Raw genomic sequence first — 23,886 nt, forward strand, 5'->3', positions numbered from 1 at the left:
GTCCGCGGCACCGTCCGCGTCGACGCCGACTTCCGGCTACTCGCCGGCGCGGTCAACCTCGCCCGGCTGGCCGTGCTCGGGGTCCGCAAAACCGCCCACGGATGGGCGGTGGCACCCTGACCAGCAGAAACAAGACTCCCTGCCCGAGCCAGAGCGGAGCCGAGCGCCCCCGGCGGAACAACGCGGTTCCGCGGAACCGCATCCCGGCCTGGCCTGACACCTGGCCCCATCCCCACCCAGGAGCCCGCATGAACCACACGCCGACCCGGTCCCGCTCCCGAACCAGCCGTTCGACACCAGCCACCTAGGGAACGGATGCGCGCTCGGTAAGGGCCACTCGGCGCCCGGCTGTCCGGACCGGTCGGCGCGGCGCCGGATCAGGTTCCCCGGGCCCGCGTGGGCCGGGGAAGGAGGTTCGGATCCGCCCGTACGTCCGCGCGCACGTCGAGGGCAAAGCCCACACACATGGCGATCAGGACCAGCACGAACGGTGACGCGGCCACGAGCGCGCCCCACTGTAGCGCGTCGAGGCCACCGATGATCAGCAGGGCGAGCGCCACGAACCCGATCAAGGATCCGTACACCAGCACGAGCCACTTCTGCGGCTCGGGGTTGCCGCGGGAGGCGAACGTGCCGAGCACGATCGCGCCGGCGTCCGCCCCGCTCACGAAGAACACGCCGGCGAGGATGATCACCGCGATGCTGGTGACGGTGCTGGCCGGGAACGCCTCCAGCACTGCGAACAGCGCGGCCTGCGGGCTCTCGGCAGCCGCGGCGCCGATGTCACGCTCGCCGGTGAACTGCAGGTTGAGCGCGGTGCCGCCGACCACGGCGAACCACACGACGGTGGCGGCGCTCGGTGCGATCAGCACGCCCAGCATGTACTCCCGGATCGTCCGGCCCCGCGAGATCTTGGCGAGGAACGACCCGACGTAGGGCGCCCAAGAGATCCTCCAGGCCCAGAAGAAGATCGTCCAGTTCTGCATCCAGGTGCCCTCGTCGAACGCGTTGGTCTCGAAGGCCAGCGGGATGAAGTTGAACAGGTAGCCGCCGAGCGCCTCCGACATCAGATCGAGGATGAACGCGATCGGGCCGAGCACGAACAGGAAGAGCATCAGGGCGATCGCCAGCAGCGAGTTGAAGTCGGCGAGCCGCTTGATCCCCCGGTCCACACCGGCCACGGCGGAGAACAGGAAGCCGATGGTCAGTACCACGACCACGACGATGAGCACCCAGTTCGACCGCTCGACGCCGGCGACGAAGCCCAGCCCGGCCACGATCTGCAGGGTGCCCAGCCCCAGCGTCACGGCGTTGCCGACCAGCGTCGTGACGATCACCCAAGTGTTGATCGTCCGGCCCGATCCGGTACCGACCCGCTTACCGAGCAGCGGGCGCAGCGTCGAGGTCACCAGCGACGGCCGGTCCTTGTTGTGGATCGCGTAGGCCAGCGCGAGCCCGGCGACGCCGAAGAACGCCCACGGGTGCAGGCACCAGTGGAACAGCGAGTACTGCATCGCGACGATCGCGGCCTGGTCGGTCTCCGCCGGGGGACCGCCGGGCGGGCGCGCGGTGTAGAGCAGCGCGGGCTCGGCCGCCCCGTAGAAGATCAGCCCGATGCCCACGCCGAGCGCGAACATCATCGAGATCCAGGAGAAGGTGGAGTACTCCGGTCTGCTGTCCGGGCCGCCCAGCCGGATCCGTCCGAACCGACTGATCCCGACGGCGAGGAGGAAGAAGACGAACGCCGCCGTGGACAGCACGTAGATCCAGCCGAGCTTCTCGGCGATGAACGTGTAGATGTGCGAGGCACCGACCCGCACCTGGTCGGTGAACAGCAGCCCGGCCACCAGGAACGCCACCGTCAGCCCGCCGGCGGTCAACGCCACCGGCATGTCCACGCCCGCACGCCAGCGCGGCGGCTCACTGCGCTGGGTGTCGGCTGAGCCGGCCTCGGTCGTCATGATGTGTGAGGCACAAGGAGGCCGGGTCGCCGACTCAGCGCGGCAGCGGATCCAGCTCCGCTCCGGTGACACCGCCGACCTCGCAGAGCTGCTCCGTGGTGACGTCCGGCGGCGGCAGCTCGGCCCGGGTGAACCCGTACGGGGCCAGCAGCTCGAGCAGAGCGCCCTCCTCCTGCAGCGCCGCCAGCTCGCGGTTGAAGGCCTCCCGCAGGTCGTCGTCGGGGGCACGGAACGCGGCGGCCCCGCACCCGAGTTGCGGCACCCCGTCGATCACCGGGGTGAACGGTTCGACGAGCTCGACCTGCTCGACGGCCGGCGGCTGCGCCGCACCCGGTGGCGGCGGCTCCTGTCGGGCCTGTTCGAGGAGGCTGCGCAGGGACAGGCTGGTCAGGGCGAACACGTCGGCACGGCCGTCCGCCACCGCATCGAGGCCGTCCTCCTGCGACCCGACCGGAACGATCCGGTCGGCGCCCACCCCGGCGGCGCGCGCATACTCCCGCTCGACCGTCCCGCCCAGCACGACGAGCCGCGCGCCTGCCTGGGCCACCGAGTCGAAGTTGCGCAGCCCCTGCGGGTTCCCCCGCGCCACGAGGAACCCGGTTGGAGCGCAGTAGACGGGGTCGGAGAACGCGACGAGGTCGCACCGCGCCGCCGTGACGAACATGCCGGCGGCCACGGCGTCGAAGCTGCCGCCGTTGAGGCCCTCGATCAGCTCGCCGAACGGGCTGACGACGCCTTCGACGTCGATCTCGCCGATCCGTTGGAACACCGCCCGGTGCACGGCCGCGGTCGCGCCGAGCAGTTGTTCGTCCTCGGCATAGGCGTAGGGCCGCTCCCCGGCGATCCCGAGCCGCACCACGCCGGCCTCCCGGATCCGTTCCAGCGTGTCGCCGAACCCGAGGCCCCCACAGCCGCCCGTGGCGGCGACACCGCCCACGAGCAGGGCACCCTGCAGGAACCGGCGACGTGACCAGGCCCACACGTGCTCCTCCATCCTGCGCACGGTCCCGGAACACGATCGGTCCCGCCACTCCTGGCGCCGGGGCCGTCACCGTTCGTGGCAGCGGTGGGTCGTCCGGCGGCGCCCCGCCGCCACCGCGGCGCGTACCCTGGAGGGCGTGTCACGGATCGTCGTGCTGGACTACGGATCGGGCAACCTACGTTCCGCGGAACGCGCGTTGCGCCGCGTCGGCGCCGACGTCACCGTCACGGCCGACGCCGACGCCGCTCTCGATGCCGACGGCCTCGTCGTGCCGGGCGTCGGTGCGTTCGGCGCGTGCATGACGGGGCTCGCTGCCGTCAACGGTCCGCGCATCATCGAGAAGCGACTCGCGGGCGGCCGTCCGGTGCTGGGCATCTGCGTGGGGATGCAGATCCTGTTCGACCGCGGGGTCGAATGGGGCGAGCGCACCGAGGGCTGCGGGCAGTGGCCGGGCACGGTCGAAGGGCTCAAGGCCGACGTGCTGCCGCACATGGGCTGGAACACCGTCCGCGCCCCCGCCGGTTCCACCTTCTTCGCCGGGCTGGACGCCGACACCCGCTTCTACTTCGTGCACTCCTTCGGGGTGCGCCGGTGGGAGATGGAGGAGTCGGACGTGTTGGCGCCGCCGCTCGTCACGTGGGCGCACCACGGCGAGGACTTCGTGGCCGCCGTCGAGAACGGCCCGCTCGCCGCCACCCAGTTCCACCCGGAGAAGTCCGGGGACGCCGGCGCGGCCGTGCTGCAGAACTGGCTGCGCGACGTCGTCGGCTGAGCGGAGCTTGTGGAGCGGACATCAGCGGGTGACCTGCGGGGCGCGCGCTGTGCGCTCGGTAGGCTTCCCTGTGTGAGCTTCACGTTGCTTCCCGCCGTCGACGTCGCCGACGGCCAGGCCGTCCGCCTGGTCCAGGGCGAGGCCGGCACCGAGACCGGATACGGCGAGCCGCGGGAGGCCGCCCTCCAGTGGCAGAACGACGGGGCGGAGTGGATCCACCTCGTCGACCTCGACGCCGCGTTCGGGCGCGGCTCCAACGCCGAGCTGCTCGCCGGCGTGATCGGCGAGCTCGACGTCGCCGTGGAGCTGTCCGGCGGCATCCGCGACGACGCCTCGCTCGAGCGCGCGCTCGGCACGGGGTGCGCCCGGATCAATCTCGGCACCGCTGCGCTCGAGGACCCGGAGTGGTGCGCCCGCGCGATCGCCCGGCACGGCGAGCGCATCGCCGTCGGCCTCGACGTGCGGATCACCGAAGCGGGCCATCGGCTCGCCGCCCGCGGCTGGACCACCGACGGCGGTGACCTCTGGGAGGTCCTCGAGCGGCTCGACCGCGACGGGTGCGCCCGGTACGTCGTCACCGACGTCAGCAAGGACGGCACCCTGCGCGGCCCCAACACCCAGCTCCTGCGCGACGTCGCCGGTGCCACGAAGGCGCCCGTGATCGCCTCTGGCGGGATCGCCGAGGTCGGCGACCTGGTCGCCCTGGCCGAGGTGGCGGCGAGCGGTGTCAACATCGAGGGGTCGATCGTCGGCCGCGCGCTCTACGCCGGCCGGTTCACCCTCCCCGAGGCACTCGCCGCGGTACGCGCGGTCGATGCGGCGGGGCGGGCCGCCGGATGACCGTCGCCGTCCGGGTGATCCCCTGCCTCGACGTCGACGCCGGTCGGGTCGTCAAGGGCGTCAACTTCGCCGACCTGCGCGACGCGGGCGACCCCGTCGAGATGGCCGGGATCTACGACGCCGAGGGCGCCGACGAGCTGACGTTCCTCGACGTCACCGCGTCGTCCGGCGGGCGGGCCACCATGCTCGACGTCGTGCGTCGCACGGCCGAGCAGGTGTTCATCCCGCTCACCGTCGGTGGGGGCATCCGCAGCACCGACGACCTCGACACGCTGCTGCGCGCGGGCGCCGACAAGGTCAGCATCAACACCGCGGCCATCGCGCGTCCGGAGCTGCTGCACGAGGCGAGCCGCCGGTTCGGCGCGCAGTGCATCGTGCTGTCGGTCGACGCGCGCAAGGTCCCCGCGGGCTCGGCACCCACGCCGTCCGGCTGGGAGGTCACCACGCACGGCGGGCGGCGCGGCACCGGGATCGACGCGGTCGAGTGGGCCGCCCGCGGCCAGGAGCTCGGGGTCGGGGAGATCCTGCTCAACTCGATGGACGCCGACGGCACGCGCGCCGGATTCGACCTCGAGATGATCTCCGCCGTCCGCAAGGCGGTGGACGTGCCGGTGATCGCCAGCGGCGGGGCGGGCGCGGTGGAGCACTTCGTCCCCGCCGTGCGGGCCGGCGCCGACGCGGTGCTCGCGGCCACCGTGTTCCACTTCGGCCACTTCCGGATCCGCGACGTCAAGGAGAGCCTGCGGGCCGCGGACGTGGAGGTGCGATGACCGACGGCCGTGTGGTCGACCCCGCGCTCGACCCCGCGATCGCGGCCCGGCTGAAGCGCACGCCCGACGGGCTGGTCTGCGCCGTCACGCAGCAGCGCGGCACCGGTGAGGTGCTGATGGTGGCGTGGATGGACGACGAGGCGCTGCACCGCACGCTCACCACGGGCCGGGCCACGTACTGGTCGCGCTCGCGCGAGGAGTACTGGGTGAAGGGCGCGACGTCGGGCAACGTCCAGCAGGTGCACGAGGTGCGGCTGGACTGCGACGGTGACGCCGTGCTGGTCGTCGTCGACCAGACGGGGGCGGCGTGCCACACGGGGACGCGGACGTGCTTCGACACCGACGTCCTGCTTGCCGGGGACGGCGAATGAGCACCGACGTCCTGCTCGCCGGGGACGGCGCGTGACCGAGGAGCTGTTCGCCACCGACGCCTACCGGCGCTCGTTCGAGGCCTCCTTGGTGGAGGTCGACCGGGCGGCCGGGCGGGTGGCGCTGGACCGCACCGCGTTCTATCCGGGCGGGGGTGGGCAGCCGCACGACCTGGGCACGCTGGACTGGGGCGCCGGGCGGGCCGCGGTCACCCGGGTGAAGCGTGAGGCGGGCCGCATCTGGCACTGGGTGGACGCGCCCGAGCTGCCCGCGCCGGGCGTCGAGCTCGCGGGGGAGCTGGACTGGGGCCGCCGCCACCTGCTGATGCGCACCCACACGGCGCTGCACGTGCTGTGCGGGGTGGTGTGGGCGGAGTTCGCGATCCCGGTCACCGGCGGGAACATGGAGCCCGGGAGCGGGCGGCTGGACTTCCCGCTGGAGACGATCTCCGCCGAGCTGGGTCGCAGGCTGGAGTCGCGGATCAACGAGGAGCTGGCGGCGGCCCGCGCGGTCGTGGTCGAGTTCCTCGGCCGGGACGCCGCCGACGCCGACCCCGCGCTGATCCGCACCGCCGCCAACCTGATCCCGCGCGAGATCGACCCGCTGCGGGTGATCGACATCGTGGGGCTGGACAAGCAGGCCGACGGCGGCACCCATGTGGCGAGCACGGCCGAGGTCGGCGCGGTGCGGGTCACGGGCACCGAGTCGAAGGGCAAGGGCAACAAGCGCGTGCGGATCAAGGTCACGGACCCGGCCGTGGGCTGAGCGTCCCGGCCGGCGGTCGGGTCGGCCGGAACGGGGCGACTCGTGGGCCGGAACCAGGCGACTCGCGGGCCGGAACGGGGCGACTCGCGGGTCGGAACGGGGCGACTCGCGGGTCGGTTTCGGGCGACTCGCGTGCGGGCGGCTACCGCTGGGGGCGGGCCACGCCGGTGCCGGCGAGTGCCAGCAGCCCGGCGACGGCGAGGGCGAACCCGCCGAGGAGCCCGGTCAGCTGCGCCATCCCCCCGACCGGATGGCTCGCGTCGAAGGGCGTGTCGGCCATGGTGATCACGGCGGTGTAGAGCCCCCACGAGAACATCGCCGCGCTGCCGGTCCAGCCGGCGGCGACGGCCGACCACCGATGGATCCCGCGGCCGCGCGCCAGGGCGAGCACACCCACGGCTCCGGCGACGGCGAGCGCGGCGTTGATCGTCTCCACCCCGATCGCCACGGGATCGCCGGTGCCCAGGCCGAACGCGACGTGCAGCCCGGCGCTCAGCGCAGCCATCGCCGTGCCGCCCCCGGCGATCACCCTCAGCAGCGGGGCGAGCGCCCGCGCGGGCGGGGCGGGAACGGCCACGGCGGCCCCCCAGCGCCGGCGCGCGTGCCCGGCGAACGCGACGGCGAGGAAGACGCCCTGCCAGGCGAACCCGCCGTACACCAGCGGCTGCACCCACGGTTCCAGGGCCGCGTTCGTGGCAGCTCCGGCCGCGACGGCCGAGACGAGAGTCGCCGGCAGGATCGACACCGCCATCGGCACGAGGAACCCGGTGCCCACCCACATCGGCAGCAGCACCAGCCACACGGGGATCCGCTCGCCCCAGCGGTGGGTCAGCGCGAGCGCGAGCACGATCACCACGAGGTCCATCGCGAGCGTCACGGCGTTGAGCGCGCCGATCGTGGGGTCGGCGAGGAAGGCCGGGTCCGTGACGCCCGTGGTGCCACCGGTCAGCCAGACCGTCTTGAGCGCGAGGTAGGGCAGGGTGCCGGCCGCGGCGGCCCAGCCGGCTGCGCGCAGCAGCGGCGGCGGCGCCAGGGCGGCGCCGGGAACGTGCAACTCGGGCGCCGGTGCGTGCCGACTCGCGGAGGTCGTCATGGGGGAGACGGTGCCGGGTACGGCGCGCTGAAGGCTCCCGCCCGCGCGTGATCCGCCTCCCCCGGACGGGGGAGGGGTGACCCGGGACGCTCTGCCACGATCGTCGCGTGCCCCGCCCGCTGCGGTCGTTCCTCGCCCCCGTCACCTCGGGGCTGACCTACCGCCGCTACGTGCACCTGCTGCTGGGCGCGGTGATCGCGCTGCCGTATGCGGCGCTGGTGGTGCTGTTCGTCGTCTATGCGGGCATCCGCGAGGTCGACTCGCTCGCATTGCTGCTGATGCTGGTGGTGGCCACGGGCGCCGCGGTCGGCGTGGCGCTCGTCCCGGGCGTGCGGGCACTGGAGATCACCGCGGCCCGCGCGCTGCTCGGGGCCACGGTGCCCGATCCGGACCCGGCCACCGAGGACGCCTGGCCCGCGCGTCGCCGCGCCGCGGGCTGGCTCCTGCTGAACCTGCTGACAGGCGCCGTCGCGGCGCTGGTGACGCTGATCGTGCTGCCGAGCGCGCTCGGGTTCCTCCTCGCGCCGTGGCGCTCGCTGCCGCCGTTCCCGACCGGTGCCGCCGCGGCGTGGATGCCCGTGGCCGCGCTCCTGATGCCGGTGCTCCTGCTGCACGCGGTGGCGGCCGCGGGCGCGGCGCTGGCCCGGCTCGCGCCGCGGTTCCTCGGTCCGACCCCGGCCGAGCGCATGGCCGTGGAGCTCGCGCGGTCCCAGGCCGCCGAACGGGCGCTCGCCGAGCGCAACCGGCTCGCGCGGGAGCTGCACGACTGGGTCGGGCACGCGCTGACCGTCACCACGCTGCAGGCGGGCGCCGCCGCGCGGGTGCTCGACACCGACCCGGCGTTCGTCGCGCGGGCCCTGGACGCGATCGCCGAGGCGGGCCGCAGTGCGCTCGCCGACCTCGACCACGTCCTGGGGCTCCTGCGGGAGGGCGACCGGGCGACCGAACCGGACCGCACCCCGCAGCCCGACCTGACCGACCTCGACGCGCTGCTGGCCGGGGCCCGCTCGGCCGGGGTGACGGTCGACGCCGAGCTCGTCGGCGCGCCGTCCGAGGTGCCGCGCGCGGCCTCGCGCGAGGCGTACCGGATTCTGCAGGAGGGGCTCACCAACGCGCTGCGGCACGCCGGGCCGGTGCCGGTGGCCGTCCGGGTCGAGATCGGGTCCGGCCGGCTCGACCTGGAGCTGACCAACCCGCTCGGAGCGCCCGCCGTCGAGCGTATGGGCGGCGGACGCGGCCTCGCCGGGATGCGGGAGCGCGTGCGGGTGCTGCGGGGCGAGCTGTTCGCCGGGCCCGACGGGGACGTCTGGCGGGTGGCGATTCGGCTGCCGCTGGACGGGCGGGATGATCGGGCGGGGATGATCGGGCGGGGATGATGTTGCCGTGATCGGACTGCTGCTGGTGGACGACGAGGAGCTGGTGCGCGCCGGGCTCCGGGCGATCCTCGACGCCGAACCGGACATCACGGTGCTGGGCGAGGCCGATGACGGCGCCGAGGTGCCCGGGTTGGTCCGCAGGCTTCGCCCCGACGTGGTGCTCATGGACGTCCGGATGCCCGCGGTGGACGGGATCACCGCGACCCGGCACCTCGTCACCGCGCTGCAGGAGCCGCCGCGCGTGCTGGTGCTCACCACGTTCGGCAACGACGGCCACGTCTACGACGCACTGCAGGCCGGCGCCACCGGCTTCCTGCTCAAGCGCGCCCGGCCCGCGGAGATCGTGCAGGCGGTGCGCACGGTCGCCGCGGGGGAGTCGCTGCTGTTCCCCGCCGCCGTGCGCGACCTCATCGCCACGCAGGGCCGCTCCGGCGGCGACGCACTGCGCGGAGCCGGGCTCACCGAGCGGGAGGGCGAGGTGCTGCGCTGGATGGCGCGGGGGCTGTCCAACGCCGAGATCGCCCGCGAACTGGTGGTGGGCGTGGAGACGGTGAAGACGCACGTGGGCAACGTGCTCGCCAAGCTCGGCGCCCGGGACCGCACCCAGGCCGTCGTGACGGCCTAGAGTCGGGCTTCATCGACCCCCGCCGCCCGGCCGACGCCTGACCCCGTCCGCATTCTCCCCGCGCCGCCGCCCGTCCCCTGTTGCAGCAAAGCCACTTTCACGCAACGTCGTGGCATGAAAGTGGCTTTGCTGCAATCGGCGGGGCGGGGCGGGGCGGGGCACGCGCGGGTGATCGGGTCTTCTCAGCCGGGCCTACCAGAGGTTAGGCTGCCCTTCATGTCACCGGTTCTGGACGGCACCGTGCTTCGGCTGCGCGGGTTGCGCCCCGAGTATCCGGACGCCTACGCGGTGCGGCTCGGGGTTCCGGCCGAGTCGGGCTGGTCGCCGGTGGCGGACCTGACGCCGCAGGTCGTCGAGGACTGGTGCGCCGAGGCGCGGGAGCGGGACAACCCGCAGCGGCTCGCTTCGGTCGCCGCCACCGCCGTCGGCGGCGCGCTCACGCACGCCGTGCTCGGTCGCGTCACGGCGGCGCTGCTGCTGGAGCGGCGGGCGTGGGACGTCGACGCCGCCAACCTCGCGGTGCACCGGACCGACGGCTACCTCGACCAGGTCGCCGTGCGCGGCGCCACCGGTCTCGTGCTGCCCGACGACCCGGCGGCGGGCACTCCCGGCACCGCGGTCCTGCCCGACACCGGCGCGTTGCTCGACCGCGTCGCGAGCCGGGCCGTCGCGACGCTGGAGCCGCTGTTCCAGGCCGTGCGCGCGGCCACCCGCTACGGCGTCGTGCCGCTGTGGAACGGCGCCGCCGACGCGGTGCGCAGCGCCGCCGCGTACGTGCCGCTCTACGCGCACACCGACCAGCGGGCCGCGCGTGAGCTCGGCACTGCCCTCGTCGACGCGCTCGTCGCGCACGGTGCCCGGATCCGCGGTCGGGCCGTGCACGAGCCGCTGTTGTGGCGCGACCGGAGCTACGCCGTCCCGGTCCGCGCGGCCTGCTGCCTCTACTACAAGACCGAGCCGGCCACCGAGCGCCCCGGCGACGAGTACTGCATGACGTGCCCGTTCCTCTGCGGCGACGACCGCGCGCGCCGGTTCACCTCGTTCCTCGACGCGCTGGAGCCGGTGGGGACCCGGCTCACGCCGGCTCCGCTGCCGGTAGCGGGCCGGTGAGGTAGCGCTGCAGATTCGGCGCCACCGCGCCCACCACGGTGGCGTGGTCCGCCGACGCCAGCGGCTCCACCTTCAGCACGTACCGGACGACGGCCAGTCCGAGCACCTGGGTGCCGCACAGCGTGGCCCTCAGCTCGGGCCGGTCGGGCGCCACCGGGGCCACCACCTTCGCGACGAGCACGCGGCTGATGAACTCGCGCAGCATCCGGGCGGCGTCCTCGTGGCTCGCCACGCTCTGCAGCAGCGCGCTGATGGACGCCGCCCCCGTGTCGTCCCAGACCTGCAGGAACCGCGCGAGGATCCGCTCCGCGAGGTGCTCGGGGTCGCCGGGGACGACCTCGGCGAGCTCCACGGCGGGGTTCACCGGCAGGTCCAGCGACGCCGTGAACAGCCCTTCCTTGCCGCCGAACCAATGGTTGACCATCGCCGGGTCGACGCCCGCCCGGTCGGCGATCACGCGCACGGTGGCGCCGTCGTAGCCGCGCGCGGCGAACTCCGCGCGGGCGGCGGCGAGCAGCTGGGCCCGGGTGTCGACGCCACCGGGCCTGCGGCCCCGGCGCCGCGGCGCGGGCTTGCCATCGGGTGCGGCCACGGCTCCATCTTCCGGTTCCATGGAGAAGTCCTTCCCGTGGGATGTCGAAACGGGCGCGACGGCACCTACGTCTCCCATGAGCGCCCCGCTGGGGGCGCGATCAGGAGGATGAGATGGACGTCACCACCCGCACCTGCATCGCCGACATCCGGACGGTGGCGGTGCCGGTGCGCGACCAGGACCGCGCGCTCGAGTTCTACGTCGGCACGCTCGGGTTCGAGACGCGGCTGGACGGGCCGTTCGGCGCCGGGCGGTGGGTCGAGGTCGCCCCACCCAGGTCGACGACATCGGTCGCCCTCACCGCCGCCGCGGACGGCGCCGCGGTGGGCGTCGACACCGGCATCCGGTTCACCACCACCGACGCCGGCGCCGACCACGCGTACCTGCGCTCGCACGGGGTCGACACCGATCCGGAGGTGCTGCGCATGCCGCACGTGCCGCCGATGTTCACCTTCCGCGACGTGGACGGGAACAACCTGGTGATCGTCGAATCGGCGTAGGTCGACCGCACGGGAGCGGTGGCGGCCGTGCTTGCCACAATGGCGGGCATGACCGTCACCGCGCCCGCCGGCGCCCTCGGCGCGGTCACCCCCAGCCGCGAGGAGTTCCGCGCGCTGGCCGTCGGGCACCGGGTGATCCCGGTGACCCGTCGGCTGCTCGCCGACGACGAGACCCCCGTCGGGGTCTACCGCAAGCTGGCCGGTGACCGGTCCGGCACGTTCCTGTTCGAGTCGGCGGAGAACGGCAGGTCCTGGTCGCGCTGGTCGTTCGTCGGCGCGCACAGCGCGGCCGCGCTCACCGCAGTGGACGGCACCCTGACCTGGACCGGCGAGGTCCCGGCCGGGCTGCCCACCGACGGCGACCCGCTCGCCGCGCTGCGCACGGTGGTGGAGGAGCTGCAGAGCGAGCCGCTGCCGGGGCTGCCCCCGCTCACCGGCGGCATGGTCGGCTACCTCGGCTACGACATCGTGCGCCGCCTGGAGCGGCTGCCGTCGCTCGCCGCGGACGACCTGCGGATCCCCGAGCTGGTGATGCTGCTGGCCACCGACCTGGCCGCCGTCGACCACCACGAGGGCACGATCACGCTCATCGCCAACGCGATCAACTGGGACGCCAGCGACGAGCGCGTCGACGAGGCCTACGACGACGCCGTGGCGCGGCTGGACCGGATGACCGCCGAGCTCGCCGCGCCCGCGCCGTCCACCGTGGCGGTCTACCGGCCCGCCGAGCCGCAGTTCACCCGGCGCCGCAGCGCGGAGGAGCACCACGCTGCCGTCGAGGCGGCGAAGGAGCAGATCCGGGCGGGCGAGGCCTTCCAGGTGGTGGTCTCGCAGCGGTTCGAGACCGAGTGCCGGGCCGACCCGCTCGACGTCTACCGCGTGCTGCGCGCCACCAACCCGAGCCCGTACATGTACCTGCTGCGGCTGGCCTCCGCGGCAGGCGACCGCTTCGACATCGTGGGGTCCAGCCCCGAAGCGCTCGTCACTGTCCGCGACGGCAAGGCGACCACGCACCCGATCGCGGGCACCCGGTGGCGCGGGGCCACGGAGGAGGAGGACCTCCTCCTGGAGAAGGAGCTGCGCCACGACGAGAAGGAGCGCGCCGAGCACGTCATGCTCGTCGACCTGGGCCGCAACGACCTGGGCCGGGTGTGCGAGCCGGGCAGCGTGAAGGTGCACAGCTTCTTCTCGGTGGAGCGCTACAGCCACGTCATGCACCTGGTGTCGACCGTCACCGGCACGCTGCGTCGCGACCGCAACGCGTTCGACGCCGTCACGGCCTGCTTCCCCGCGGGGACTCTGTCGGGTGCCCCGAAGCCGCGGGCGATGGAGATCATCGAGGAGTTGGAGCCGACCCGGCGCGGGCTCTACGGCGGGATCGTGGGCTACCTCGACTTCGCGGGAAACGCCGACACGGCCATCGCGATCCGCACGGCGCTGGTGCGCGACGGCGTGGCGTACGTGCAGGCGGGCGGCGGGATCGTGGCCGACTCCGACCCGGTCGCCGAGGACACCGAGTGCCTGAACAAGGCGCGGGCGGTGCTGTCGGCGGTGGCGACGGCGGCGACGTTGGCCGCACCCGATGCGGGTGCGGGCGATGGCGGCGGGGCGGGGTCGCTCGCGCCGCCGCGGCCGCCAGCCGGTCCGTCGGTGACCTCCACCACGCCCCGGTGACCGAGAAGGCGCGCAGCCCGCGCTCGTTGCTCGGCATCTGCGCGGCACTGGCGGTCGCGGCGGGCCTGCTGTGGGGCGGATCGGCCGCCGTCTGGTACCGGGTGACGGCGGTCGGCGGCGAGGTCGTCGAGCTCACCGGCGGGCACGTCGCGGCGTGGCTGACCGGCGTGGCGCTGCTCGCGCTTGCCGGGATCGCCGGGGTGGTGGCCACGGGCGGTGTGCTGCGGAGGCTCGTGGGGCTGCTGTTCGCCGTCGTCGGGTTCGGGATGAACGTGATCGTGCCCGCGGCCTCGATGCGGGACCCGTACGCGACGGACGCGCCCGCGGCATCACTGCCGCAGCCCCCGCCGGGCGTGTCGGTCGAGGCGCTGCGCTACCAGCCGGTGGAGGCGACGCTCGCGCCGGTGCTCGTCATCGCCGGCGGCGTGGCCATGCTGATGGCCGGGCTGTTCGTCATCGTGTGGGAACGGCGGCTGCCGCGGTTCGGGGCGCGGTACTCCGCTCCCGGTGCGCGGCGGGTGGAACCGGACCCGGACCGTGCCGCGTGGCAGGAGCTGGACGCTGGGCGGGACCCCACCGCGGAGCGCCCGGAAGCCGCGGGGGACGATCCTGACGACGGGCGGCGGAGCAGCGATGTCTAGCATGATTCGCGCCCGGCCCTATCCGGAGAGGGGGACCACTGCCATGGAGCGCGGCGGAGCGAGTGTCCTCGATTCCATCGTGGACGGTGTCAGGGCCGATCTCGCGGTGCGCGAGGCAGAGGTCGACTTCACCGAGATCAAGCGGCGGGCGACGGCGGCCGCGCCGCCCCGGGACGTGATGGCCGCCCTGCGGGCGCCCGGCATCGGCGTGATCGCCGAGGTCAAGCGGCGCAGCCCGTCGAAGGGCGATCTGGCGTCGATCGGCGATCCCGCCGAGCTCGCGGCGTCCTACGCCGAGGGCGGCGCGCGGGTGATCAGCGTGCTCACCGAGCAGCGCCGGTTCGGCGGGTCGCTGGCCGATCTGGCGGCCGTCCGGGCCGCCGTCGACATCCCGATCCTGCGCAAGGACTTCATCGTCAGCCCCTACCAGGTGCACGAGGCCCGCGCGTACGGCGCCGACCTGGTGCTGCTGATCGTCGCGGCGCTGGAGCAGAACGTGCTCGACGCGCTGCTGGACCGGGTCGAGTCGCTCGGGATGACCGCGCTCGTCGAGGTGCACACCGAGGAGGAGGCCGACCGCGCGCTGGAGGCGGGCGCCAAACTCATGGGAGTCAACGCGCGCAACCTGCACACCCTCGAGGTCGATCGCACGATCTTCGGGCGGATCGCGCCCGGGCTGCCCAGCGACGTGCTGCGGGTGGCCGAGTCGGGTGTCCGGGGCCCGGGTGACCTGCTCACCTACGCCGGCTGGGGCGCCGACGCCGTGCTCGTCGGCGAGGGCCTCGTCACCAGCGGCGATCCGCAGGCGGCGGTGCGCAGCCTGGTGGCTGCGGGCTTCCATCCGTCGTGCTCCAGAATGGTGCGGTGACTAGCTGCAAGGCGAGCGACGGCATCGCCACGCCGTCCGGGCACGAGCCGGACGAGCGCGGCCACTTCGGACGCTACGGGGGGCGGTTCGTCCCCGAGGCGCTGATCGCGGCGCTCGACGAGCTGGAGACCGCCTACGAGAAGGCCCGCGGCGACCGCGAGTTCCTCGACGAGCTCGACCGGCTGCACCGCGACTACTCCGGGCGGCCCTCGCCGCTCACCGACGCGCCGAAACTGGGCGAGCACGCGGGCGGGGCGCGGATCCTGCTCAAGCGCGAGGACCTCAACCACACCGGCTCGCACAAGATCAACAACGCGCTCGGCCAGGCGCTGCTCACCAAGCGGATGGGCAAGACGCGGGTGATCGCCGAGACCGGCGCCGGTCAGCACGGCGTCGCCACGGCCACCGCCTGCGCGCTGCTGGGCCTGGAGTGCGTCGTCTATATGGGCGAGGTCGACACCGAGCGGCAGGCGCTCAACGTGGCGCGGATGCGGCTGCTCGGCGCGCAGGTCGTGCCGGTGAAGCTGGGCTCGCGCACCCTCAAGGACGCGATCAACGAGGCGTTGCGCGACTGGGTCACCAACGTCGGGAACACGCACTACCTGCTGGGCACGGTCGCCGGCCCGCACCCGTTCCCCACGATGGTGCGCGACTTCCACCGCATCATCGGCCTGGAGGCCCGCGAGCAGGTGCTGGAGCGCACCGGCCGGCTGCCCGACGCGGTCGCGGCATGCGTGGGCGGCGGGTCGAACGCGATCGGCATCTTCCACGCGTTCCTCGACGACGCCGACGTCCGGCTGGTGGGCCTCGAGCCCGGCGGCGACGGCATCGAGACGGGCCGCCACGGCGCCACCCTCACCGAGGGCTCGCCCGGCGCGCTGCACGGGGCGCTGTCGTACCTGCTGCAGGACGCCGACGGCCAGACCGAGGAGTCGTACTCGATCTCCGCGGGCCTGGACTATCCGGGTGTCGGCCCGGAGCACGCGCTGCTGAAGGACCTCGGGCGCGCGGAGTACCGGCCGGTCACCGACGCGGAGGCGATGGAGGCGTTCGCGCTGCTCTGCCGCACCGAGGGGATCATCCCGGCGATCGAGTCGGCGCACGCCGTGGCCGGGGCGCTGCGGCTGGGCCGCGAGCTGGGTCCGGAGAGTGTGATCCTGGTGAACCTGTCCGGGCGCGGGGACAAGGACGTCGACACCGCCGCGAAGTGGTTCGGCATGATCTCGGGCGACGAGAGCGCCGAGGAGGCGAGCGGCACCGCCATCGCGGAAGCCTCGTTGACGGAGGGGACGCCGGCATGAGCGTGCAGGACGTGTTCGCGGGCTGCCGCGCCGAGGGCCGCGGCGCCCTGGTCGGCTACCTCCCGGCGGGCTACCCGACCGTCGACGGCTCGGTGGACCTGCTGAACGCGCTGGTCGAGGGCGGCTGTGACCTCCTCGAGGTCGGCATCCCCTACTCCGACCCCGTCATTGACGGCCCCACGATCCAGGCCGCCGCCGACACGGCCCTGCGCGCCGGCACCCGGCTGCGCGACGTGCTGTCGGTCGTCGAGCGGGTGTCGGCCGCGGGCGGCCGCGCGGTCGTCATGACCTACTACAACCCGGTGCTGCGCTACGGCGTCGACGCGTTCGCGCGCGACCTCGCGGCGGCCGGCGGGCTGGGCGTGATCACCCCCGACCTCATCCCGGACGAGGCCGACGAGTGGCTCGCCGCCTCCGAGACCCACGGCCTGGACCGGATCTTCCTCGTGGCGCCGTCGTCGAGCGACGAGCGGATCGCGGCCACGGCGGCGGCGAGCCGCGGATTCCTCTACGCGACGTCGACGATGGGCGTCACGGGCGCGCGCGACGCCGTCGCGTCCGCCGCGCCGGAGCTGGTGGCCCGCTGCCGGCGCCACACCGACCTGCCGATCGGGGTCGGGCTCGGGGTCCGATCGGCCGAGCAGGCCGCCGAGGTCGCCGGGTTCGCCGACGGCGTGATCGTCGGCTCCGCGTTCGTGACGGCGGCGGAGCAGGGCGGCCCGGAGGCCGTCCGCGCGCTGGCGGCGGACCTGGCAGGCGGCGTCCGCCGCACCCCGCTACCGGCCTGACGCACGCGGGCCTGCCCTGGGCCGCCCGCCCGCGCCCTGTGTTGCAGCAAGGTGGCCATACTGCCGCCCAGTGGCAGTAAAGCCACCTTGCTGGCATTCGGCGGCGCCACCGGCGGGCCCCGGCGGCTCCGGCGGGTGGGTCGCTGGTGTCCTGCACGTTCGTCCGCGCGCGCGGGCGATACCGTGGAGCAGTGAGCCTCGCCGTCGCCAGCGCCGTGCTGGCCAACATTCCGAGCCCGGACCGCGGGGTGTGGTACGTCGGCCCGATCCCGATCCGCGCCTACGCGCTGTGCATCATCGCCGGCATCGTCGTCGCGGTGCTGTGGGGTGAGCGCCGGTTCGTCGCCCGCGGCGGGGAACCGGGCACTGTCGTCGACATCGCGGTGTTCGCGGTCCCGTTCGGTCTGGTCGGCGGCAGGCTGTACCACGTCGCCACCGACTGGCGCACCTACTTCGGTCCCGGCGGCAACCCGATCGAGGCGCTCTACATCTGGCAGGGCGGCCTCGGGATCTGGGGGGCGATCGCGCTCGGCGGCGTCGGTGCGTGGATCGGCTGCCGCCGCCGCGGGGTGCCGCTGCCGTTCTTCGCCGACGCCGTGGCGCCGGGCATCGTCACGGCGCAGGCGATCGGGCGGCTGGGCAACTGGTTCAACCAGGAGCTGTACGGCGCGCCGACCACGCTGCCGTGGGGCCTGGAGATCTACGAGCGCGTCGACCCGGTGACGGGGGCGCCCGACCCGCTCGAGGGGGTGGCGATCGACCCCACCCCGATCGCGGTCGTGCACCCGACGTTCCTCTACGAGCTGCTGTGGAACCTCGGCGTCGCCGCGCTCGTGGTGTGGGCCGACCGGCGCTTCCGGCTGGGCCACGGCCGGGCGTTCGCGGTGTACGTCGCGGGCTACACGGCCGGCCGGTTCTTCATCGAGCAGATGCGCACCGACTACGCCACGCGCGTATTCGGCGACCTGCGCGTCAACGTCGTCGTGTCCGCGCTGGTCTTCCTCGGAGCCGTGCTCTACATCGCGCTGGTGCGCAAGCCGCGTGAGGTGCTGCCCGCACCGGACGGCGCCGAGGCCGACGCGCCGACGCACGAGGAGGAGAAGGACAGCACGGCCGAGGGTGCCGAGCCCGACGAGGAGCGCGACCGCAGCGAGCCCGCGGCGGAGTCGACGCGCGACCGAGCGCCGTGACGGGCTTCGCGGGATTCGGCGACGGGGCCGTCGAGTTCTACGACGGGCTCGCCGTCGACAACTCGAAGGCCTACTGGACCGACCAGCGCGCGGTGTACGAGCGCGACGTCCGGGGCCCGATGCAGGCGCTGCTCGACGCGCTGGAACCCGAGTTCGGGAGCGGCAAGATCTTCCGTCCGTACCGGGACGTGCGCTTCTCGGCGGACAAGACCCCGTACAAGACCCACTGCGGCGGTATCGCCGGCCCGTTCTACGTCCAGGTCGGCGCCGACGGGCTGATGGCCGCCGCCGGCTACTACCAGATGGCGTCCGACCAGGTGGCGCGCTACCGCGCCGCGGTCGACGACGAGCGGCGCGGCACGGACCTCGAGAAGCGCATCGCCGCGCTCCAGGCCGACGGCATCGCCGTGGCGGGCGAGACGCTCCGCACGCGGCCGCGGGGCGTCGACCCCGACCACCCGCGGCTGGAGCTCCTGCGGCACAAGGGCCTGTACGGCTGGCGCAGCTGGCCTCCCGACGACGTGCTGCACGAGCCCGGCACTCAGGAGCGGGTGGCCGGCACGTGGCGGGCGCTGCGGCCGCTCACCGAATGGCTGGCCGACCACGTCGGGCCGAGTGAGCAGCCGCGCCGCTAGCCGTCCCGCCTCCCTGCGTCAGGAAAGCAACGTTCCTGTCGTTCAGCGTCCGGAACGTGGCTTTCCTGACGTCCGGCGGCGTTCCCCCGATCGAAGGGAAGCCGCAACCTGATCGTTTCAGAACAGGGTCTAGACTCGTTCGCGTGAGCCGCCGCACAAAAATCGTCTGCACCCTGGGACCCGCCACCGCCACGCCGGAGCGGATCCGTGAGCTGGTCCAGGCCGGCATGGACGTCGCCAGGTTGAACTTCAGCCACGGCAGCCGGGACGACCACAAGCGCGTCTACGAGATGGTGCGCCAGGCGGCCGACGCCGAGGGGCGCGCCGTCGGCATTCTCGCCGACCTGCAGGGCCCCAAGATCCGCCTCGGTCGTTTCGCCGGCGGTCCCGTCGAGTGGCGCACCGGTGAGGAGGTGCGGATCACCGTCGAGGAGGTGGCCGGCACCCACGACCGCGTGTCCACCACCTACGCCGGGCTCGCCGACGACGCCCGTCCCGGCGACCGGCTGCTCGTGGACGACGGCAAGGTCGGCCTGCGCGTCACCAAGGTCGAGGGCCTCGACGTGGTCTGCGAGGTCACCGAGGGCGGCCCGGTCAGCGACAACAAGGGCATCTCGCTGCCCGGCATGAACGTGTCGGTCCCGGCGTTGAGCGACAAGGACTGCTCGGACCTCGAGTTCGCGCTGGACCTGCGGGTCGACGTCGTGGCGCTGTCGTTCGTGCGCAGCCCGGCCGACATCGACATGGTGCACAAGATCATGGACGGGAAGGGCGTCCGCCTGCCCGTGATCGCGAAGCTGGAGAAGCCGGAGGCCGTCGACAACCTCGAGGCCATCGTGCTCGCCTTCGACGGCGTGATGGTCGCCCGCGGCGACCTCGGCGTCGAGCTGCCGCTCGAGCACGTGCCGCTGGTCCAGAAGCGGGCCATCCAGATCGCCCGCGAGAACGCCAAGCCGGTGATCGTCGCCACCCAGATGCTCGACTCGATGATCACCAACTCGCGCCCGACGCGCGCCGAGGCGTCCGACGTCGCCAACGCCGTGCTCGACGGCACCGACGCGGTGATGCTCTCCGGCGAGACCAGCGTGGGCCGCTACCCGATCAAGACCGTGCAGACGATGGCGCAGATCATCGAGGCCGTGGAGGACGGCCCGGTGAACGTGCCGCCGCTCAACCACGTGCCGCGCACCAAGCGGGGCGTGCTGTCCTACGCCGCCCGCGACATCGGCGAGCGGCTGTCGGCGCGGGCGCTGGTGGCGTTCACACAGTCCGGCGACACGGTCCGCCGCCTCGCGCGGCTGCACTCCCGGCTGCCGCTGCTCGCGTTCACGCCCACGCCCGACGTGCGCAGCCAGCTCGCGGTGAGCTGGGGCGTCGAGACGTTCCTCGTCGACTTCGTCGACAACACCGACGCCATGGTCCGCCAGGTCGACCACGCGATGCTGTCCATCGCGCGGTTCCAGCCCGGCGACCTCGTCGTCATCGTGGCCGGGTCACCGCCCGGCACCGTCGGGTCCACCAACCTCATCCGGGTGCACCGGTTGGGCGAGGAGGACCACGCCTGACGGCGTGCCGATCCGCGGCGCCGCCCGGAGCCGGACGGAAACCCGCTGATCAAGGCGCTGCTGTCGTCCCGACAGATCGACAAGGGACGTCAGCGCCTTGATCAGCGACGGTGTGGGCCGCTCCGTGCGCGGGCTCCCGCACCACGGGGCGAGCGGGCACCGTCGCACCTGAGAGGATGCCGCGGTGACCCGTTCCTCCACGACCCCCGAGATCGCCGCCGATGGCGCACCCCGCGGCCAGGCGGTGCTGGACGGGCTGGTGCAGCTGCTCGACCTCGAGCAGCTCGAGGTGAACCTGTTCCGCGGCGTCAGCCCGCCGCAGAGCCCCACCCGCGTGTTCGGCGGCCAGGTGGCGGGCCAGGCGCTGGTCGCGGCCGGGCGCACGGTGCCCGAGGACCGCGACGTGCACTCCCTGCACGCCTACTTCATCCGCCCCGGCGACCCGCGCGTGCCGATCGTCTACGAGACCGAGCGGGTGCGCGACGGGCGCTCGTTCACCACCCGCCGGGTGCTCGCGATCCAGCACGGTGAGGCGATCTTCTCGCTGTCGGCGTCGTTCCAGCTCCCCCAGGAGGGCCTGGAGCACACCGAGCCCGCGCCCGTCGACGTCCCCGACCCGGAGGCGCTGCCCGACCTCGGCCAGCGCGTCGCCGGCGGCCGCGGAGCCGGCTGGATGTCCGACACCCCGCGGCCGCTGGACATCCGGTTCGTCGACGAACCCGTCTGGTCCGCCGACCGCACCGAGGGCTCCGACACCCCCACCCGCGTCTGGATGCGCGCCGACGGCACCCTGCCGCCGGACCGGCTGCTGCACGTCTGCCTGCTCACCTACGCCAGCGACCTCACGCTGCTCGGCTCGGTGATCGCCCGGCACGACATGTCGTCCACGACCGTGCAGATGGCGAGCCTGGACCACGCGATGTGGTTCCACCGCCCGTTCCGCGCCGACGAGTGGCTGCTCTACACCTGCTACTCGCCGACGGCCTCGGGGTCGCGCGGGCTGGCGACCGGCCGGTTCACGACCCGCGACGGGCGACTGGTCGCCACCACCGTGCAGGAAGGGCTGGTCCGCCTGCGACGCAAGTGACCCGCCCGCGCGCGAACCCGCCCGCCGGGGAGGCAGGATGGGGCCATGAGTGATCGGAGCTGGGGCTTCCGGACGCGCGCCGTGCACGCCGGGCACGTCCCCGACGCCGCCACCGGTGCCCGGGCCGTCCCGATCTACCAGTCCACGAGCTTCGTGTTCGAGGACACCACGGACGCGGCCAGCCTGTTCGCGCTGCAGAAGTATGGGCTCACCTACAGCCGGATCGTCAACCCCACCGTGTCCGTCCTCGAGGAGCGACTGGCCAGCCTCGACGGCGGGCTCGGTGCCGTCGCCACGGCGAGCGGGCAGGCCGCGGAGTTCCTGACGTTCGCGGCGCTCGCCGGGGCGGGCGACCACGTCGTCGCCGCGGCCGGCCTCTACGGCGGCACGATCACGCAGCTGGACGTCACCCTGCGCCGGTTCGGCGTCGACACCACGTTCGTCGCGGGTGGCGACCCGGCCCCGTTCGCCGCCGCGATCACCGACCGCACGAAGCTGCTGTTCGCAGAGGTCGTCTCCAACCCGGGCGGCGAGGTCGCCGACATCACCGGGCTCGCCGACGTCGCCCACGCCGCCGGGATCCCGCTGGTCATCGACGCGACGCTCGCCACGCCGTACCTGTGCCGGCCGATCGAGCACGGCGCCGACATCGTGATCCACTCGGCCACGAAGTTCCTCGGCGGCCACGGGACCACGCTCGGCGGGGTGGTCATCGAGTCGGGCCGGTTCGACTGGGGCAACGGCCACTTCCCGCAGATGACCGAGCCGGTGGCGTCCTACGGTGGGCTCAGCTGGTGGGGCAACTTCCAGGAGTTCGGGTTCCTCACGAAGCTGCGGGCCGAGCAGCTGCGGGACGTCGGGGCTTCGCTGTCGCCGCACAGCGCGTTCCTGCTCCTGCAGGGTGTCGAGACGCTGCCGCAGCGCATGGAGGCGCACGTGGCGAACGCGCGGGCGGTGGCCGAGTGGCTGCACGCGGACCCGCGGGTGTCCTACGTGCGCTGGGCGGGGCTGCCCGACCACCCCCACCACGACCGTGCGGCGCGCTACCTCCCGCTCGGACCGGGCGCGGTGTTCTCGTTCGGCGTGCGCGGCGGTCGCGCGGCGGGACAGCGGTTCATCGAGTCCGTGCAGCTGTGCAGCCACCTGGCGAACGTCGGGGACGCCCGCACGCTCGTCATCCACCCCGGTTCCACCACCCACCAGCAGCTCGCCGACGACCAGCTGCGTGACGCCGGCGTCCCGCCGGACCTGGTGCGGATCAGCGTCGGGCTGGAGGACGTCGACGACATCCTCTGGGACCTCGACCAGGCACTGGCGGCCGCGGCGAAGGGAACGGCATGACCTGGGAGAACCCGTCGGCGACCCGGCGGCAGCAGATGCTGCGGGAGACGCGGGCCGTCGCCGTCGTGGGGGCGTCGCCGAACCCGGCCAGGGCGAGCAACTTCGTGGCCACGTACCTGCTGGCGAGCACCGACTACGACGTCTACTTCGTCAACCCGAACGCCACGGAGATCCTCGGCAGGCCGGTGTACCCGGGCCTCGCCGCGCTGCCCGTGGTGCCCGACCTCGTCGACGTGTTCCGCCGCCGCGAGGACCTGCCCGGAGTGCTGGACGAGGTGCTCACGCTGCCCGGCGGGGTGCGCACGCTCTGGCTGCAGTTCGGCCTGTTCGACGAGGAGGTGGCGGGCCGCGCCGAGGCCGCCGGGCTGGAGGTCGTGATGGACCGCTGCCTCAAGGTGGAGCACGCGCGCTTCCACGGTGGGCTGCACGTGGCGGGCTTCAACACGGGCGTGATCAGCTCCCGGCGCCGGGCGCGCTGAGGTCAGCCGAGAGGCAGGTTCAGCAGGGCCCGCAGCACCCAGAAGATCGGTGCTGCGACGAGAACCAGCGGGCCGAAGCCCCAGTCGCGGCGCCGGGCGATCAGCCAGACGGCCAGTGCGGCCAGCAGGGTCGGCACGATGAGGCCGCCGAGGAACGCGCCGAACACGCGGGCGCTGCCGGGCGCCCCGGCCACGACGAGGACGAGCACGAGGTTCACCGCCGCCCAGACCGCCGCTGCGCCGAGCGCGGCGCGGAACCGGGTGCCCGCGGGCCGCCTGCCGATCGGCGGGGGCGGAAGCTCGGGTGCCTCCGGGTACGGCGGGGCGCCCGGCATCGGGGCGTGCGGGGGCAGGTCGTCGCGGTAGGGGACGTAGCCGGGCCCGCCCATCCAGGACGGGCGCTCGTCCTCCGGGCGCGGCTCCGGTGGCGGAGGGGTCACGGACGTCGACGGTAGTCCCGGACACGGACCGGCGCGGAGGGTTTCACGGAACCGGCCGACACGAGGAGGGCGACTCGCGCGCCGAGAACGGGCGACTCGCGGAACACCCCGCGAGTCGCCCG

General features: G+C 73.8%; 24 protein-coding genes and 1 pseudogene. 20 read left to right on the forward strand and 5 right to left on the reverse strand.

Annotated elements, in window-relative coordinates; all coding sequences use genetic code 11:
* Window positions 1-377: 377 nt before the first annotated feature.
* Complete coding sequence (locus KME75_RS24180) at window positions 378-1,961, reverse strand: BCCT family transporter (protein WP_219417166.1); 1,584 nt, start codon at window positions 1,959-1,961, stop codon at window positions 378-380.
* A 34-nt stretch (window positions 1,962-1,995) separates the two neighbouring features.
* On the reverse strand, window positions 1,996-2,955 hold the full coding sequence (gene ehuB / locus KME75_RS24185) for an ectoine/hydroxyectoine ABC transporter substrate-binding protein EhuB (protein ID WP_219417167.1): 960 nt from the start codon (window positions 2,953-2,955) through the stop codon (window positions 1,996-1,998).
* A 124-nt stretch (window positions 2,956-3,079) separates the two neighbouring features.
* Between ehuB and hisH the strand changes: the two genes are divergently transcribed.
* From hisH to KME75_RS24210, 5 genes are all read left to right on the forward strand, one after another.
* Window positions 3,080-3,715, forward strand: a complete 636-nt coding sequence (gene hisH / locus KME75_RS24190) for an imidazole glycerol phosphate synthase subunit HisH (protein WP_219417168.1) — start codon at window positions 3,080-3,082, stop codon at window positions 3,713-3,715.
* 72 nt (window positions 3,716-3,787) lie between these two features.
* A complete protein-coding gene (priA, locus tag KME75_RS24195) occupies window positions 3,788-4,555 on the forward strand; it encodes a bifunctional 1-(5-phosphoribosyl)-5-((5-phosphoribosylamino)methylideneamino)imidazole-4-carboxamide isomerase/phosphoribosylanthranilate isomerase PriA (protein WP_219417169.1) in 768 nt (255 codons plus the stop codon).
* Window positions 4,552-5,325, forward strand: a complete 774-nt coding sequence (gene hisF, locus KME75_RS24200) for an imidazole glycerol phosphate synthase subunit HisF (protein ID WP_219417170.1) — start codon at window positions 4,552-4,554, stop codon at window positions 5,323-5,325. The genes priA and hisF overlap by 4 nt, the downstream gene beginning before the upstream one ends.
* Window positions 5,322-5,696, forward strand: coding sequence for a phosphoribosyl-AMP cyclohydrolase (gene hisI, locus KME75_RS24205; RefSeq protein WP_219417171.1), 375 nt, complete (start codon window positions 5,322-5,324; stop codon window positions 5,694-5,696). The genes hisF and hisI overlap by 4 nt, the downstream gene beginning before the upstream one ends.
* A gap of 31 nt (window positions 5,697-5,727) precedes the next feature.
* A complete protein-coding gene (locus tag KME75_RS24210; protein ID WP_219417172.1) occupies window positions 5,728-6,459 on the forward strand; it encodes an alanyl-tRNA editing protein in 732 nt (243 codons plus the stop codon).
* A gap of 142 nt (window positions 6,460-6,601) precedes the next feature.
* Here KME75_RS24210 and KME75_RS24215 read toward each other — a convergent pair whose 3' ends face one another.
* Window positions 6,602-7,552: a hypothetical protein gene (locus tag KME75_RS24215; protein WP_219417173.1), complete on the reverse strand. Its 951-nt coding sequence runs from the start codon at window positions 7,550-7,552 to the stop codon at window positions 6,602-6,604.
* Between the two features lie 107 nt (window positions 7,553-7,659).
* On the opposite strand from KME75_RS24215, the gene KME75_RS24220 reads away from it, so the two are divergent.
* The 3 genes and pseudogenes from KME75_RS24220 to KME75_RS24230 all read left to right on the forward strand — a co-directional run bounded on the left by KME75_RS24220 (window position 7,660) and on the right by KME75_RS24230 (window position 10,663).
* Window positions 7,660-8,928, forward strand: coding sequence for a sensor histidine kinase (locus KME75_RS24220; RefSeq protein ID WP_308283029.1), 1,269 nt, complete (start codon window positions 7,660-7,662; stop codon window positions 8,926-8,928).
* 7 nt (window positions 8,929-8,935) lie between these two features.
* A pseudogene (locus KME75_RS24225) lies at window positions 8,936-9,594 on the forward strand (response regulator transcription factor).
* Between the two features lie 175 nt (window positions 9,595-9,769).
* Window positions 9,770-10,663 carry a (2Fe-2S)-binding protein gene (locus tag KME75_RS24230; protein WP_219417175.1) on the forward strand — a complete coding sequence of 298 codons (894 nt, stop codon included), beginning with the start codon at window positions 9,770-9,772 and terminating at the stop codon, window positions 10,661-10,663.
* Here the strand turns inward: KME75_RS24230 and KME75_RS24235 are convergent.
* Window positions 10,629-11,255 carry a TetR/AcrR family transcriptional regulator gene (locus KME75_RS24235; RefSeq protein WP_372452653.1) on the reverse strand — a complete coding sequence of 209 codons (627 nt, stop codon included), beginning with the start codon at window positions 11,253-11,255 and terminating at the stop codon, window positions 10,629-10,631. The genes KME75_RS24230 and KME75_RS24235 overlap by 35 nt on opposite strands.
* A gap of 113 nt (window positions 11,256-11,368) precedes the next feature.
* Between KME75_RS24235 and KME75_RS24240 the strand changes: the two genes are divergently transcribed.
* The 12 genes from KME75_RS24240 (at window position 11,369) to KME75_RS24295 (ending at window position 23,324) form a co-directional block, all read left to right on the forward strand.
* Window positions 11,369-11,755 (forward strand): VOC family protein, encoded by a 387-nt coding sequence (locus tag KME75_RS24240; protein WP_219417177.1) that lies wholly within the window; start codon window positions 11,369-11,371, stop codon window positions 11,753-11,755.
* Window positions 11,756-11,803: 48 nt separating this feature from the next.
* Window positions 11,804-13,429 (forward strand): anthranilate synthase component I, encoded by a 1,626-nt coding sequence (locus KME75_RS24245; RefSeq protein WP_246632735.1) that lies wholly within the window; start codon window positions 11,804-11,806, stop codon window positions 13,427-13,429.
* A complete protein-coding gene (locus KME75_RS24250; protein ID WP_219417178.1) occupies window positions 13,426-14,070 on the forward strand; it encodes a Trp biosynthesis-associated membrane protein in 645 nt (214 codons plus the stop codon). Before KME75_RS24245 ends, KME75_RS24250 begins: the two co-directional genes overlap by 4 nt.
* Before the next feature lie 43 nt (window positions 14,071-14,113).
* Window positions 14,114-14,938: an indole-3-glycerol phosphate synthase TrpC gene (gene trpC, locus KME75_RS24255; protein WP_219417179.1), complete on the forward strand. Its 825-nt coding sequence runs from the start codon at window positions 14,114-14,116 to the stop codon at window positions 14,936-14,938.
* Window positions 14,935-16,239 (forward strand): tryptophan synthase subunit beta, encoded by a 1,305-nt coding sequence (gene trpB, locus KME75_RS24260; RefSeq protein WP_219417180.1) that lies wholly within the window; start codon window positions 14,935-14,937, stop codon window positions 16,237-16,239. Before trpC ends, trpB begins: the two co-directional genes overlap by 4 nt.
* The gene (trpA, locus tag KME75_RS24265) at window positions 16,236-17,027 is read left to right on the forward strand and encodes a tryptophan synthase subunit alpha (RefSeq protein WP_219417181.1); all 792 of its coding nucleotides are present in this window, start codon (window positions 16,236-16,238) and stop codon (window positions 17,025-17,027) included. Before trpB ends, trpA begins: the two co-directional genes overlap by 4 nt.
* A 191-nt stretch (window positions 17,028-17,218) precedes the next feature.
* Window positions 17,219-18,217 carry a prolipoprotein diacylglyceryl transferase gene (gene lgt / locus KME75_RS24270; RefSeq protein ID WP_219417182.1) on the forward strand — a complete coding sequence of 333 codons (999 nt, stop codon included), beginning with the start codon at window positions 17,219-17,221 and terminating at the stop codon, window positions 18,215-18,217.
* Window positions 18,214-18,852, forward strand: a complete 639-nt coding sequence (locus KME75_RS24275) for a DUF2461 domain-containing protein (RefSeq protein WP_219417183.1) — start codon at window positions 18,214-18,216, stop codon at window positions 18,850-18,852. Before lgt ends, KME75_RS24275 begins: the two co-directional genes overlap by 4 nt.
* 143 nt (window positions 18,853-18,995) lie before the next feature.
* A complete protein-coding gene (pyk, locus tag KME75_RS24280) occupies window positions 18,996-20,417 on the forward strand; it encodes a pyruvate kinase (RefSeq protein WP_219417184.1) in 1,422 nt (473 codons plus the stop codon).
* Window positions 20,418-20,601: 184 nt separating this feature from the next.
* A complete protein-coding gene (locus tag KME75_RS24285; protein ID WP_219417185.1) occupies window positions 20,602-21,504 on the forward strand; it encodes an acyl-CoA thioesterase in 903 nt (300 codons plus the stop codon).
* A gap of 45 nt (window positions 21,505-21,549) precedes the next feature.
* Entirely contained in the window at window positions 21,550-22,845 is a 1,296-nt protein-coding gene (locus tag KME75_RS24290) for an O-acetylhomoserine aminocarboxypropyltransferase/cysteine synthase family protein (protein WP_219417186.1), read from the forward strand.
* On the forward strand, window positions 22,842-23,324 hold the full coding sequence (locus KME75_RS24295; RefSeq protein ID WP_219417187.1) for a CoA-binding protein: 483 nt from the start codon (window positions 22,842-22,844) through the stop codon (window positions 23,322-23,324). Before KME75_RS24290 ends, KME75_RS24295 begins: the two co-directional genes overlap by 4 nt.
* 2 nt (window positions 23,325-23,326) lie before the next feature.
* On the opposite strand, the gene KME75_RS24300 is transcribed toward KME75_RS24295, so the two are convergent.
* Entirely contained in the window at window positions 23,327-23,764 is a 438-nt protein-coding gene (locus KME75_RS24300; protein ID WP_219417188.1) for a hypothetical protein, read from the reverse strand.
* Window positions 23,765-23,886 lie beyond the last annotated feature (122 nt).

It is taken from the genome of Pseudonocardia nigra (assembly GCF_019396355.1).
Lineage (GTDB): Bacteria > Actinomycetota > Actinomycetes > Mycobacteriales > Pseudonocardiaceae > Pseudonocardia > Pseudonocardia nigra.

Excerpts from the sequence above, each read along its gene's own strand:
- KME75_RS24180 (WP_219417166.1), bottom strand. The coding sequence starts at position 1,961 with ATGACGACCGAGGCCGGCTCAGCCGACACCCAGCGCAGTGAGCCGCCG.
- ehuB (WP_219417167.1), bottom strand. The coding sequence starts at position 2,955 with ATGGAGGAGCACGTGTGGGCCTGGTCACGTCGCCGGTTCCTGCAGGGT.
- hisF (WP_219417170.1), top strand. The coding sequence starts at position 4,552 with ATGACCGTCGCCGTCCGGGTGATCCCCTGCCTCGACGTCGACGCCGGT.
- hisI (WP_219417171.1), top strand. The coding sequence starts at position 5,322 with ATGACCGACGGCCGTGTGGTCGACCCCGCGCTCGACCCCGCGATCGCG.
- KME75_RS24215 (WP_219417173.1), bottom strand. The coding sequence starts at position 7,552 with ATGACGACCTCCGCGAGTCGGCACGCACCGGCGCCCGAGTTGCACGTT.
- KME75_RS24230 (WP_219417175.1), top strand. The coding sequence starts at position 9,770 with ATGTCACCGGTTCTGGACGGCACCGTGCTTCGGCTGCGCGGGTTGCGC.
- KME75_RS24240 (WP_219417177.1), top strand. The coding sequence starts at position 11,369 with ATGGACGTCACCACCCGCACCTGCATCGCCGACATCCGGACGGTGGCG.
- KME75_RS24245 (WP_246632735.1), top strand. The coding sequence starts at position 11,804 with ATGACCGTCACCGCGCCCGCCGGCGCCCTCGGCGCGGTCACCCCCAGC.
- trpC (WP_219417179.1), top strand. The coding sequence starts at position 14,114 with ATGGAGCGCGGCGGAGCGAGTGTCCTCGATTCCATCGTGGACGGTGTC.
- trpA (WP_219417181.1), top strand. The coding sequence starts at position 16,236 with ATGAGCGTGCAGGACGTGTTCGCGGGCTGCCGCGCCGAGGGCCGCGGC.
- KME75_RS24290 (WP_219417186.1), top strand. The coding sequence starts at position 21,550 with ATGAGTGATCGGAGCTGGGGCTTCCGGACGCGCGCCGTGCACGCCGGG.
- KME75_RS24295 (WP_219417187.1), top strand. The coding sequence starts at position 22,842 with ATGACCTGGGAGAACCCGTCGGCGACCCGGCGGCAGCAGATGCTGCGG.